Source organism: Stenotrophomonas sp. SORGH_AS_0282 (assembly GCF_030818125.1).
GTDB classification, from domain to species: domain Bacteria; phylum Pseudomonadota; class Gammaproteobacteria; order Xanthomonadales; family Xanthomonadaceae; genus Stenotrophomonas; species Stenotrophomonas rhizophila_A.
On sequence record NZ_JAUTAB010000001.1, the window covers coordinates 2,532,385 to 2,545,063 of the forward strand.

Consider the following 12,679-nt stretch of genomic DNA (forward strand, 5'->3'; position numbering starts at 1 on the left):
GATTTTCCCGACCGGCTCGGCGCCCAGCCAAGGAACGCCACACGACAAAGGGAAAAGATTAGCCATAGTACCGTCAGCCCTCCTGCGCCATCAAGGAGCAGGAGGATTCAGGCGTTCAGATACGAGGGGTGACCCAGTCGACGACGGCAGCCAGTGCAGAAGCAAGGGCGGGCCCGTCCTCGCCACCACCCTGGGCGAGGTCCGGGCGGCCGCCGCCCTTGCCCCCGATCTGACTGGCGATGTGGGACAACAGTTCCCCGGCCTTTACCTTGCCCGTTGCACTGCCGTTCACGCCGGCGACCAGGGCCGCCTTGCCGTCCTGGGTGCCGGCCAGCACGATCACCGCATCGCCCAGCTGCTGCTTGAGGCGGTCGATCGCTTCGCGCAGTGCCTTGGCATCGAAACCTTCCAGACGCGCGGCCAGAACCTTGACGCCTTTGACCTCAACTGCGCCAGCGCCCAGGTCGGCGGTCGCGCCCGCCGCCTGCTTGGCCTTCATGGCCTCCAGTTCGCGTTCCAGCTTCTTCTGGCGCTCGCCAAGCTGGCGGATCTTGTCGACCACTTCGCCCGCATTGCCGCCGAGCAGCGCGGCCGCTTCGGCCAGTTGGGCTTCTTCGTGGGCCACGTAGTCCAGCGCGCCCTGCCCGGTAACCGCTTCGATACGGCGCACGCCCGAAGACACGCCGCCTTCGGAGGTGATCTTGAACAGGCCGATGTCGCCGGTGCGCGTTACGTGCGTGCCACCACACAGTTCAGTGGAGTAATCGCCCATCTTCAGCACGCGCACGTTTTCGCCGTACTTCTCGCCGAACAGTGCCATCGCGCCGAAATCCAGCGCTTCCTGCATGCCCATGTTGTGCACTTCGGCCGCATTGTTGGCGCGTACCTGCTCGTTGACCTTGCGCTCGATCACGGCAAGGTCCGCGGCACTGATCGGCTGGAAGTGCGAGAAGTCGAAGCGCAGGCGGTCCGGTGCCACCAGCGAGCCCTTCTGCTGCACGTGGGTGCCCAGCACTTCACGCAGTGCGGCGTGCAGCAGGTGGGTGGCCGAGTGGTTGAGGATGGTGGCGCCGCGGCGCTGGTCGTCCACAACGCCGCCCAGCACATCGCCCACCTTCAGGCTGCCCTGGGTGACGGTGCCGACGTGGCCGTGGAACTGGCCCGCGAACTTCTGGGTATCGTTGACCTTGACCTGCACACCGTTGCCGGCCAGCAGGCCGGTGTCACCGACCTGGCCGCCGGACTCGGCATAGAACGGGGTCCTGTCGGTGAGCACAATGACCTCGTCGCCGGCCTGCGCGCTGTCGACCGGGCGCCCGTCCTTGAGCAGGGCCACCACTGTGAGGCCATCGGCCTGCAGACTGTCATAGCCGAGGAAAGCGGTCGGCGTAAGGGTGGCGACCAGCTCGGCCGACAGAGTCACGCCGCCGCTGAACTTACCGGCAGCGCGAGCAGTTTCGCGCTGGGTCTCCATAGCGGCGTCAAAACCCTCAATGTCGACCGCGAGACCTCGTTCTCGAGCGATGTCTTGAGTGAGATCTAGAGGAAAACCATACGTGTCATACAGTACGAACGCCGATCCACCGCCAACGGGGAACTCGTTGTCCGCGAAAACGCGCACTTGAACTTTGTGGCTATCCAATGAAGACAGGGCAGCTGTTTCGACTAGATTTACATCGTTGTCTTGAGTAACCAGCCAGAGCTCTCGGACCTCGCTTGTCTTCGCCAACTCCCTTTTCTCGATGGCCAGGATCATCTGCTGCACATCTGCAGGCCGTACTTTCGATGACGTCCTTTTCATCTCAACGAAGTGAGAGACATTCGATTGGTCCTTGTAAACCAAGTCCCAACGAGACCCGTCTACGCCCATAGGTTCAAGAGCAGGCATCTCAATTGGGCCAACAAAGCTCTTGCTGCCACTACTCTGGAGGCGCTCAAAAACTCGATTCTCAATCCTCATAGCCACTTCCAAACGCTTCATGCCGCCATCGAGGGTCTCAGCGAAGCGCTCTTCCTCGGCCTGCAGCGCACGCACCACGGTGTCGGCCTGTGCCGGCAGTTCCGCGTAGGCCTCGCCCATCTGCTCGACCAGGGTCGGCACCAGCTTGCTGAAGAACGGCTGGCGCACGCCCAGCATCCAGCCATGGCGCAGGGCGCGGCGGATGATCCGGCGCAGCACGTAGCCGCGGCCTTCGTTGGACGGCAGCACGCCGTCGACGATCAGGAACGAACAGGCACGGATGTGATCGGCGATCACGCGCAGCGACTTGTTCTCCAGGTCGGCCATGCCGGTCAGTTCGCTGGCCTTGCGGATCAGCGCCTGGAACAGGTCGATCTCATAGTTGGTGTGCACGTGCTGCAGGATCGCGGCCAGGCGTTCCAGGCCCATGCCGGTGTCCACGCACGGCGCCGGCAGCGGCACCAGGGTGCCGTCCGGCTGGCGATCGAACTGCATGAACACCAGGTTCCAGATTTCGATGTAGCGGTCGCCGTCTTCATCCGGCGAACCCGGCGGGCCACCGGCGATATGGTCGCCATGGTCGTAGAAGATTTCGGTGCACGGGCCGCACGGACCGGTATCGGCCATCTGCCAGAAGTTGTCCGAGGCAAACGGCGCGCCCTTGTTGTCGCCGATGCGCACGATGCGTTCTTCCGGAATGCCGACCATGTCGCGCCACAGCGCGTAGGCCTCGTCATCGGTCTGGTAGACGGTGACCAGCAGGCGGTCGGCCGGCAGCTTCCAGACCTGGGTCAGCAGCTCCCAGGCCCAGGCAATGGCGTCCTTCTTGAAGTAGTCGCCGAACGACCAGTTGCCCAGCATTTCGAAGAAGGTGTGGTGGCGCGCGGTGTAGCCGACCTGGTCCAGGTCGTTGTGCTTGCCGCCGGCCCGCAGGCAGCGCTGCACGTCCGCCGCGCGCACATAGCTGCGCTTCTCGGCGCCAAGGAACACGTCCTTGAACTGCACCATGCCGGAGTTGGTGAACAACAAGGTCGGATCATTGCCCGGCACCAGCGGTGCCGACGGCACGATGGTGTGGCCCTTGCCCTTGAAGAACTCAAGGAAATCGCTGCGGATCTGGGAGGTAGTGAATTTGACGGGTGCGTTCATGGGGGCTGGCTTCATGCGGGCCGGCCGGTCCTTCGCACACAGCCCCAATGGCCGGGTGTCGAGAGCAGGACCGCCGAAACCACAAAGGGTATCAGGCCCGGGCCCCCGGGACACGTCCGGGTGACGGGCGCGCTGTGCGCCCTTCAGTCATCCGGGTCGTAGCGGGTGGCACGACGGATGGTGTCGCCATCGAACCCGCGGCGGGCCAGCAGATCAGCGGCTTTGCGGCGCTGGGGCAGCTCCTGGGGGCCCGCCTCGCCAAAGCGGCGGCAGACCAGGTCCCGGGCGTTCTCTGTCCAGTCGCCTTCGAAGGTGTCCATGGCGGCGGCGACCTGCTCGCTGTCCAGCCCATGGGTGCCCAGTTCGGCGCGGATGTGGAGGGGGCCATAGCCGGTGTTCGCACGGATGCGGACCAGGTTCTCGGCAAAGCGGGTGTCATCCTGCCAGCCGGCCTCGGTGAGCTTGTCCACGGCGGCAGTGGCGGCGTCACTTTCGATGCCGCGGGCAGTGAGCTTGCGGGTCAATTCCTTGCGCGAATGCTCACGCCGTACCAGCAGGCCAAGCGCGCGTTGGACCGGGGTCTGTTCACGGACGCGGCGCTTGCGGCCGGGTGCCGGGGCGTCTGGGTCGTGCATGGGCACCTCGATGAAATGCGCCGTCCGTGGCGCTCCCCCCGTCGGGGGAAGGTTGAACCCCCGGGACAGGGCGAGCGTCACTGACGGCGCTGCCCTGCCCCGCAGGAAACTTACTCGGCGTCGTCGTCACCGTCGCTGTCACCGCTCTCGCGGGCAGCCTCGGCCGGCTGGAACTTCTCGCGCAGCTCGGCTTCCAGGCGCTGGGCCACCTGCGGGTTGTCACGCAGGTAACCGCGGGCGTTGTCCTTGCCCTGGCCGATGCGCTCTTCGCCGTAGCTGTACCAGGCACCGGCCTTCTCCACCAGCTTGGCTTCCACGCCCATGTCGATCAACTCGCCTTCGCGGCTGATGCCTTCGCCGTACAGGATTTCGGTGATGACCTGCTTGAACGGCGGCGCCAGCTTGTTCTTGACGACCTTGATCTTGGTCTGGTTGCCGATGATCTCGTCGCCCTTCTTGATCGCGCCGATGCGGCGGATGTCCAGGCGCACCGAGGCGTAGAACTTCAATGCGTTGCCGCCGGTGGTCACTTCCGGGCTCTGGCCCGGCATCATCACGCCGATCTTCATGCGCAGCTGGTTGATGAAGACCACCAGCGTGTTGGAGCGCTTGATGTTGCCGGTCAGCTTGCGCAGCGCCTGGCTCATCAGGCGGGCCTGCAGGCCCGGCAGCTGGTCGCCCATTTCGCCTTCGATTTCGGCCTTCGGGGTCAGCGCGGCGACCGAGTCGACCACCACGATGTCCACCGAGCCGGAACGGACCAGCATATCGGCGATTTCCAGCGCCTGCTCACCGGTATCCGGCTGGGACAGCAGCAGGTCGTCCACGTTCACGCCCAGCTTGGCGGCATAGATCGGATCCAGCGCGTGCTCGGCGTCGATGAAGGCGGCGGTGCCGCCCTTCTTCTGGCATTCGGCAATGGCCTGCAGGGTCAGGGTGGTCTTGCCCGAGGATTCCGGACCGTAGATCTCCACCACACGCCCCTTCGGCAGGCCGCCGATGCCGAGCGCGATGTCCAGCATCAGCGAACCGGTCGGGATGACCTCGACGGCCTCGATGACACGGTCGCCCATGCGCATGACGGAGCCCTTGCCGAACTGCTTTTCGATCTGGCTCAGGGCGGCGGTCAGGGCACGCTTTTTGTTCTCGTCCATCGGATTGGTCCTTGCAGAGGTCATGTCGTTGGAGGTGTTGTCTTTGGAGGTCTTCTTGGCCACGGGGTCACTTTAAGGTTGGCGCATCGCACAGGCTGAGATTCTGCCCGGCGTTCGGAAAAAAATTATCGGACATCCGTACCAACCTCAGCCAAACCAGAGAATCGCCACAAAAGACCGTGCATGTCGTGCGTTGAAGGGATCAGCGGTTCGGGCGCAGCAGCCCGCAATAGAGGCCTTCAATGGCGAAGTCCTGGTCGGGCAGCACTTCGATCGGCTTGTAATCGGGGTTGCGCGGCAGCAGCCGGATCCGGTCCTTGCCCATCTTCAGCAGCTTGACGGTGATCTCGTCATCGATGCGCGCCACCACGATCTGGCCCGAGCGGGCGTCGCGGGTACGGTGCACGCCGATGAGGTCGCCGTCAAAGATGCCTTCGTCGATCATCGAGTCGCCCTGGACCTTGAGCAGGTAGTCCGGCGCGGGCGAGAAGAACACCCGGTCCAGCACCACGAAATCATCCGAGCCGATGTCCGCCCCGATCGGCAGGCCGGCCGCGACCCGCCCCAGCACCGGCAGGCGCAGCACGTGGTCGGGCAGCGCAGCGGCCGGCAGCGAGGCGGGCAGCCCGTCCTGCAGCGGCGGCACCTGCACCAGCCGGATGCCGCGGGCCTGGCCGGGAATGCGACGGATCGCCCCGGCCTGTTCCAGCGCTTCCAGGTGGTACTGCGCGGCCCGCACGCCCTTGAAGCCGAACGCACGGGCGATTTCCGTCTGCGACGGCGGCGCGCCGTCGGTCTCGATGCGCTCGGCGATCAACTGCAGGATCGCCTGCTGGGTATCGGTAAGGTCCATGGTTAGTAGTAATACTACTAACACCTGAAAGTTTCAAGGCTCCGGACGAAAAAGCGAAGCAGAACCCACCGTATCCAGATCCCAACGAAGGCCCGTAGCAATTCGTAGTGCCGACTGTCAGTCGGCAACCGCGCGCAGCGCGGCCGGGTGTCCGAAGCCGCACCCGCCCCTCTTCCGGCCATCCGTCCAACGTTTAGCGGTGCCGAAGCCGCCGGTCAGGTGTCATGACGCCGTCCGAAGAGCAGCCGACCAACGGTCGGCTCTACCGCCCCGACCGCCAGATCGACACCAGTATCCACACCCCGCAGAACCCCGCCCCCACGAACCCGGCCACGCCCAGCGCCAGCAGCCAGCGGCTCGACAGCCCACCCACGCTGTGCATCACGATCGACGACCCAATGATCAACGCAGCGGTGACAATCCCCACCACCAGCCGGTTCGCCGCCCGGTTGACCTGCTCGCCGAAGCCCTGCAGCGCAGTCGTCTCCACCTTCAACTGCAAACGCCCCCGCCGCGCCATCTGCACCAGCTGGCGCACATCGCGCGGCAGGTCACCGGCCAGGTCCAGCAGCCCGGCAATGCTGCGCTTGCCGCGCTTGAGCAGGGCCGACGGCGCGAACCGTTGCCACATCACCCGCTCCAGGAACGGGCGCGCGGCGGTGGCCATGTCGAACTGCGGATCGAGCTGGCGGCCCATGCCTTCCAGCGTCAGGAACGTCTTGATCATCAGCGCCAGGTCGGCCGGCAGGGTCAGCGCGTACTGGCGCAGCAGCTGGGTGATGTTGCCCAGCATCAGGCCCATGTGCAGGTCCTTCAGCGGCACGCCCCGGTACTGGTCGACGAAGGTACTGATGTCCTGCTGCAGCCGCGATTCGTCCACGTCCACGCCACCGGACCAGTCCAGCAGCACGTCGGTGACCGACTCCGGCTCCTGGCTGACCAGCCCGTGCAGCAGCTGCGCGACCTGGAAGCGGCGCTGCTCGGAGATCGCCCCGACCATGCCGAAGTCGATCACGCCGATCCGGCCATCACGCAGGTAAATGATGTTGCCCGGGTGCGGGTCGGCGTGGAAGCAGCCGTCCTCGAGCACCATCTTGAGCACGATGCGGCCGCCGGTGCGGGCCAGCCGGACCCGGTCGAGCCCCGCCGCATCCACGCCGGCGAGGTCGCGGCCGGGGATGCCGTCCACGAAGTCCTGCACGTTGAGGCTCTCGCAGGTCCACTGCCAGTGCACCTTGGGAATCAGGATGTCGTTGCGCCCGGCGAAGTTGCGCGCGATGCGCTCGGCATTGCGGCACTCGGCGGCGAAATCCAGCTCGCGCCGGAGCGACACCTGGAACTGCTGGACCACTTCGGCCGGCCGGTAGCGGCGCATGTCCGGCAGCCGCGCTTCGACGATTTCGGCCAGCCGCGCGAGCAGGCGCAGGTCGGCTTCGATCACCTCGCGGATGCCGGGGCGGCGGATCTTCAGCACCACCTCGCTGCCATCGTGCAGCGTGGCCCGGTGCGCCTGGGCCAGCGAGGCCGCCGCCAACGGGGTTTCATCGAGCCAGGCGAACACCTCGGTAGCCGGCGCGCCGAGGTCGGCTTCCAGCTGTTCGCGGACCTGCGCATACGGCAACGCCGGCACCGCGTTCTGCAATTCGGAGAATTCGGCGATCCAGTCCGGCGGGAACAGATCCACGCGGGTGGCCAGCACCTGGCCGAGTTTGACGAAGGTAGGGCCGAGCTCTTCCATCGCCCGGCGCACCCGCACCGGGGCGGTCATGCGCAGGATCTGCTGGGTATCGTTCCAGTGCAGCAGGCGGCCGGCACGTTCCAGCACGTCGGCCAGGCCGATGCGGCGCACCAGGTCGCCGAAGCCATAGCGGATCAGGACCGAGGCGATTTCCTGCAGACGCCCCAGGTCACGGACGGTTCCCAGCGTTTCCCACATCGGTGCACCCTCGTTCGACAGCAGGGCTCAGGATGTCACAGCGCCGGGAAAATTCCCGTCAGCGCCTGCTGCACGGTCTGCCGGCGGATGGCTTCGCGGTCGCCCTCGAACTGGAACAGCTGCGCGCGGGCATAGCCACCGCGCTGCTTCCAGCCGATCCAGACGCTGCCCACCGGCTTGTCCGGGCTGCCGCCGCCGGGGCCGGCGATGCCGGTCACGGCCACGGCCATGCCGGCACCGGAATTGACCAGCGCGCCGGACACCATTTCCAGCACGGTTTCGCGGCTGACCGCGCCGAACTGCTCCAGGGTCTGTGCGCGCACGCCCAGCAGGCGCTGCTTGGCCTCGTAGCTGTACACCACCATGCCGCAGTCGAAGAACGCCGACGAGCCGGCGATGTCGGTCATCGCCTTGGCGATCCAGCCGCCGCTGCAGCTTTCGGCGGTGACCAGCTGCAGCGCAGCCGCTTGCAACTGCTGGCCGACGTTACGGGCCAGGTCGCCGAGTTCGGCATCGGTGGGGACAGTCACGGACTCACCATTCGGGCAGTTTTTCCGGAAGCAGTGCGCGGATCGGGGCACCGTCGTCGGCGGCAGCCAGCTTCTCCGCTTCGGCGATCGGAATCTCGACCTGCAGCAGCCAGCCGTCCTCGTCGCTGCGTTCGCCGCGCACCACTTCCAGCTGGTGCAGGCGCGAACGCAGGCGACCGGCGGTCGGCGGCAGGCGCAGGTCGCCACTGACGTGCTGCAGGCCCAGGCGCTTGCCCAGCACCGATTGCAGCAGGTCCAGGCCCAGCCCATCGCGGGCCGAGATCCAGACGCGTTCGCGGCGTGCGGTATCGGGAATACCGTCCTGCGCATCGTGGCGGACTTCGCTGCCTTCGATGCGGTCGATCTTGTTGAACACCAGCAGCTGCGGCAGTTCGCCCGCACCCACTTCGTTGAGCACTTCGTCGACCTGCGCGATGCGCTCCTCACGGTGCGGATCGGCCGCATCGACCACGTGCAGCAGGAAGTCGGCCTCGCGCGCTTCGCTCAGGGTCGCGCGGAACGCGGCCACCAGTTCGTGCGGCAGGTCGCGGACGAAGCCCACGGTATCGGCCAGCACCACGTTGCCTCCCGGCACCGCGATGCGGCGCACGGTCGGGTCCAGGGTGGCGAACAGCTTGTCGGCGGCGTACGCCTCCGCACCGGTCAGTGCATTGAACAGCGTCGATTTGCCGGCATTGGTATAGCCCACCAGCGCCACGCGTGGCAGTTCGCTGCGCACGCGGGCACGGCGCATCTGGGTACGCTGCACTTCGACCTTTTCCAGCCGCTTCTGCAGCTGTTCCACCCGCTTCTGCAGCAGGCGGCGGTCGGTTTCGAGCTGGGTTTCACCCGGACCGCGCAGGCCGATGGCACCGCCGCGCTGGCGCTCCAGGTGGGTCCAGCCACGGACCAGCCGGGTGGACATATGGCGCAGCTGCGCCAGTTCCACCTGCAGCTTGCCTTCGTGGCTGTGCGCACGCTGGGCGAAGATGTCCAGGATCAGACCGGTGCGGTCGATCACCCGGCGCTCCAGGAAGCGCTCCAGGTTGCGCTCCTGCGAGGGCGAGAGCGCATGGTTGACCAGCACCAGGTCGGCGCCGGTGGCCTCGGCGGCCGCCTTGATCTCGTCCAGCTTGCCCGAGCCGATCAGGATCGACGGGTTGGGCCGGTCGATGCGCGCGGTCAGGGTGGCGGCGATGCTGGCCCCGGCAGAGCGGGCCAGATCGGTGAATTCTTCCAGCACATCTTCCTCCAGCCGGCCGGAATGCGGCTGGATCAGGAGCGCGTGTTCGCCTCGCTTGGAACGGTCAAACACGCGCGTCTCCGCAGTTGCTTACTTCATTCAACGTCGTCTTCTTCCTGGGCGCCGTCGGCAACACCTTCATTGGACTGCACATAGCCACCACCGGGGCCCACCCGGACGTTGCGTGCCGGCACCACGGTCGAAATGGCGTGCTTGTACACCATCTGGCTGACCGTATTGCGCAGCAGGACAACGAACTGGTCGAACGATTCGATCGTTCCCTGCAATTTGATGCCATTGACCAGATACACCGACACCGGCACGCGTTCGCGCCGAAGTGCATTCAGAAACGGATCCTGCAGCGATTGCCCCTTGGACATTGCACACTCCTCATTATTGTTTTTATGGTCTTCCGGCAACTGCCACGGCCCCCGCCACCGGAACCCCCGATGGTACACGGGCCAAGGGCAAGGCGCTGTGGCTCAACGGGCAACAAAGGCCGCTACGGCATCTGCCAGGGAATCCCCGTCGATATGGGGATCGAACCAGCGTGCATCAAGCTCGCCGCGCAGCCAGGTCAACTGGCGCTTGGCCAGCTGCCGGGTGGCCTGAATGGACCGGTCACGGAAGTCGCGGGGACTGCCCTGCCCGTCCAGGAACTCCCAGGCCTGGCGATAGCCGACCGCCCGGACCGCCGGCAGGTCCAGCGGCGCGGCCACCGCCGCCATCTCCGGCAGCGCACGCAGTGCCCGCACCTCGTCCAGGAAACCCTGGGCGAGCATGTTGTCGAACCGGGTTTCGATGCGCTGGTGCAGCACGCTGCGCTCGCGCGGGGCCAGCACCAGCTTCAGGCAGCGCACCGGCAGCCGATCCACGCCGGGCAGCTTCTGCCATTCGCTGATCGGCGTGCCGGTCAGGCGATACACCTCCAGCGCCCGCTGGATGCGCTGCGGGTCGGTCGCATGGATGCGCGCTGCGGCGGCGGGGTCGATCCCAGCCAGCTCAGCATGCAGGGCGGGCCATCCGCGTTCGGCGGCCTCGGCACCAATCGCCACGCGGGTAGCCGGGTCGGCCGGCGGCATCGGCGAGAGCCCCTGCAGCAGCGCGCGGAAGTACAACCCGGTGCCGCCTGCCAGGATCGGCATGCGTCCGCGCGCGACGATGTCGGCCACCACGCGGGCGGCATCAACGGCGAATTCCGCCGCTGAATAGGTCTGCCACGGATCGCGCAGGTCGAGCAGGTGGTGTGGCGCCTGCGCGCGCTCGGCGGCATCGGGCTTGGCCGAGCCGATATCCAGCCCGCGATACACCAGCGCCGAATCCACGCTGACGATCTCTCCGTCCAGCTGCCGCGCCAGTGCGATGGCGGTGGCGGTCTTGCCCGACGCGGTCGGGCCCATCACCGCGATCGCCAGCGGGCGCCGGTCGGCGCCCATCAGCCCTCGTCCGGCCAGCGCGGCATCGCCGGCGCGGCATCCACCCGCGGCATCGGCACCGCATCGACCGCTGCCCACACTTTCAGCGCGTCCACGGTGGCGGCGACGTCGTGCACGCGCAGGATCGTCGCGCCGCGCTGGGCGGCGATCAGGTGCGCGGCGACCGAACCGGCCACGCGCTCGCGCGGCGCCTCGCGCCCGGTCAGTTCGCCGATGCTGCGCTTGCGCGACAGCCCGGCCAGCATCGGCACGCCCAGTTCCAGGAAGCGCGCCGAGCGCGCCAGCAGGATCATGTTGTGGTCGGTGGTCTTGCCGAAGCCGAAGCCCAGGTCGATCACCAGGTTCTTCTTTGCAATGCCGGCCATCTCGGCCGAGAACATCCGATCGACCAGGAAGCGGTGCACCTCGGCCACGACGTCGTCGTAGTGCGGGGTGTCCTGCATGCTGCCGGGCTCGCCCTGCATGTGCATCAGCACCACCGGCACCCCCAGTTCGGCGGCGGCGGCCAAGGCCCCGTCCTGCCGCAGCGCATGGATGTCGTTGATCATGCCGGCACCAGCGGCCACGGCCGCGCGCATCACCTCCGGCTTGAAGGTGTCGATGCTGATCGGCACCTGCGTCTGGCGCGCCAGCTGTTCGATCACCGGGACCACCCGGCGCAGCTCTTCTTCCAGTGGCACCGGTGCGGCCCCGGGGCGGGTCGATTCACCGCCGATGTCGAGCAGGTCAGCGCCTTCGGCCACCAGCTGCAAGCCGTGCGCGACCGCCGCTTCGGTATTGTCGTGCGCGCCGCCATCCGAGAAAGAATCCGGGGTGACGTTGACGATGCCCATGACGCGCGGGCGGTCCAGCCGCAACACACGGCCGCCGCAGTCCAGCTGGGGAGAAGTATCGAACATGGGCCTTCCACGAAATACGCCAGCGCCTAGTTTACGCCGGCGTACTCCGATAACCCGCGGCCTGCGGGGTTTGGCCGGCTAGAAATCGCCCAGTTTGGCCTCGTCGGTCGGCTTGGCCAGCCATTCGGCAAGGTCGTTGCCGATGGCGGTGACAACCCGTTCCAGCACGTCGCAGGAGCCTTTGAACCCGCCGAATGCGCCGCCGCGGGAAACACGTCGCGCGGTCACGGTGGCAACCTTCTGGCCATCCTGCGTCAGCACGCCGCGCACGGTTGCCGACTTGAAGTGACCGCTGAAGGCGTTGCCGGCACTCTGTGCCTCCACCAGCTCCAGCTTCAGCGCCCGGCCAGTGGAGACGGCCTCCGCATCGAACGCGATCGTATTGCCGAATTTCGGGGCGTTGCTGCCCAGCGAGGTTGCAAGCTGCGCCCCCATGCGGCATTCGGCCTTGATGTTATCGGCGATGTAAGCGGACTCCGAGAACGGAATCGGATCCTGCACGTGGATGGTGTCCGCCATGGCAGGCGTGGCAAGGCAGAGCAGCACGGCTGTCGCCGCGTACCGTGAGTGACGCATGGTATTCCCCCTGGAATGTTGGCCGCGGCTGCCTCATGCAACCGCGCCCGCGCATCGTGCCGATTGCCACGCAGCGGCGCAAGGGCTCAGCGGCGGCGGCGCTTGCGGTCGAGGTACAAGGTCTTGGCCACGCTCAGGCCGATGCCGATCACGATCCCTACGATGCCTCCGAGCAGGTAGTTTCCACTGAGCAGGCCTGCGGCGGCACCGACGACGGTGGCGATCACCATTTCCGTGGTGTGCGAGACCGGGGGCGGCGGCGTGGACATGGATACTCCGGGACAGGTGTGGGGCAAGCCACATTGTCG

General features: G+C 66.7%; 12 protein-coding genes. All 12 read right to left on the bottom strand.

Features of this window, described 5'->3' with window-relative positions; genetic code table 11:
* Window positions 1–115 precede the first annotated feature (115 nt).
* On the bottom strand, window positions 116–3,109 hold the full coding sequence (gene alaS / locus QE395_RS11240; protein ID WP_306989122.1) for an alanine--tRNA ligase: 2,994 nt from the start codon (window positions 3,107–3,109) through the stop codon (window positions 116–118).
* 143 nt (window positions 3,110–3,252) lie between these two features.
* Window positions 3,253–3,744, bottom strand: a complete 492-nt coding sequence (gene recX, locus QE395_RS11245) for a recombination regulator RecX (RefSeq protein ID WP_068850905.1) — start codon at window positions 3,742–3,744, stop codon at window positions 3,253–3,255.
* 110 nt (window positions 3,745–3,854) lie between these two features.
* Window positions 3,855–4,898, bottom strand: a complete 1,044-nt coding sequence (recA, locus tag QE395_RS11250) for a recombinase RecA (RefSeq protein WP_068850903.1) — start codon at window positions 4,896–4,898, stop codon at window positions 3,855–3,857.
* 202 nt (window positions 4,899–5,100) lie between these two features.
* A complete protein-coding gene (gene lexA / locus QE395_RS11255) occupies window positions 5,101–5,751 on the bottom strand; it encodes a transcriptional repressor LexA (RefSeq protein ID WP_249834059.1) in 651 nt (216 codons plus the stop codon).
* Window positions 5,752–6,013: 262 nt separating this feature from the next.
* On the bottom strand, window positions 6,014–7,687 hold the full coding sequence (ubiB, locus tag QE395_RS11260) for a 2-polyprenylphenol 6-hydroxylase (protein ID WP_093534118.1): 1,674 nt from the start codon (window positions 7,685–7,687) through the stop codon (window positions 6,014–6,016).
* A 35-nt stretch (window positions 7,688–7,722) separates the two neighbouring features.
* Window positions 7,723–8,217 carry a nicotinamide-nucleotide amidohydrolase family protein gene (locus QE395_RS11265; protein ID WP_093534116.1) on the bottom strand — a complete coding sequence of 165 codons (495 nt, stop codon included), beginning with the start codon at window positions 8,215–8,217 and terminating at the stop codon, window positions 7,723–7,725.
* A gap of 4 nt (window positions 8,218–8,221) precedes the next feature.
* Window positions 8,222–9,532 carry a ribosome rescue GTPase HflX gene (gene hflX / locus QE395_RS11270; RefSeq protein WP_093534114.1) on the bottom strand — a complete coding sequence of 437 codons (1,311 nt, stop codon included), beginning with the start codon at window positions 9,530–9,532 and terminating at the stop codon, window positions 8,222–8,224.
* 23 nt (window positions 9,533–9,555) lie between these two features.
* Entirely contained in the window at window positions 9,556–9,840 is a 285-nt protein-coding gene (gene hfq / locus QE395_RS11275) for an RNA chaperone Hfq (RefSeq protein ID WP_306989130.1), read from the bottom strand.
* 102 nt (window positions 9,841–9,942) lie between these two features.
* On the bottom strand, window positions 9,943–10,896 hold the full coding sequence (gene miaA, locus QE395_RS11280; protein WP_210132271.1) for a tRNA (adenosine(37)-N6)-dimethylallyltransferase MiaA: 954 nt from the start codon (window positions 10,894–10,896) through the stop codon (window positions 9,943–9,945).
* On the bottom strand, window positions 10,896–11,795 hold the full coding sequence (gene folP, locus QE395_RS11285; protein ID WP_068850881.1) for a dihydropteroate synthase: 900 nt from the start codon (window positions 11,793–11,795) through the stop codon (window positions 10,896–10,898). The genes miaA and folP overlap by 1 nt, the downstream gene beginning before the upstream one ends.
* A gap of 78 nt (window positions 11,796–11,873) precedes the next feature.
* Entirely contained in the window at window positions 11,874–12,314 is a 441-nt protein-coding gene (locus QE395_RS11290) for a hypothetical protein (RefSeq protein WP_093534110.1), read from the bottom strand.
* A 143-nt stretch (window positions 12,315–12,457) separates the two neighbouring features.
* Complete coding sequence (locus QE395_RS11295) at window positions 12,458–12,640, bottom strand: hypothetical protein (RefSeq protein ID WP_068850876.1); 183 nt, start codon at window positions 12,638–12,640, stop codon at window positions 12,458–12,460.
* Between the last annotated feature and the right edge of the window lie 39 nt (window positions 12,641–12,679).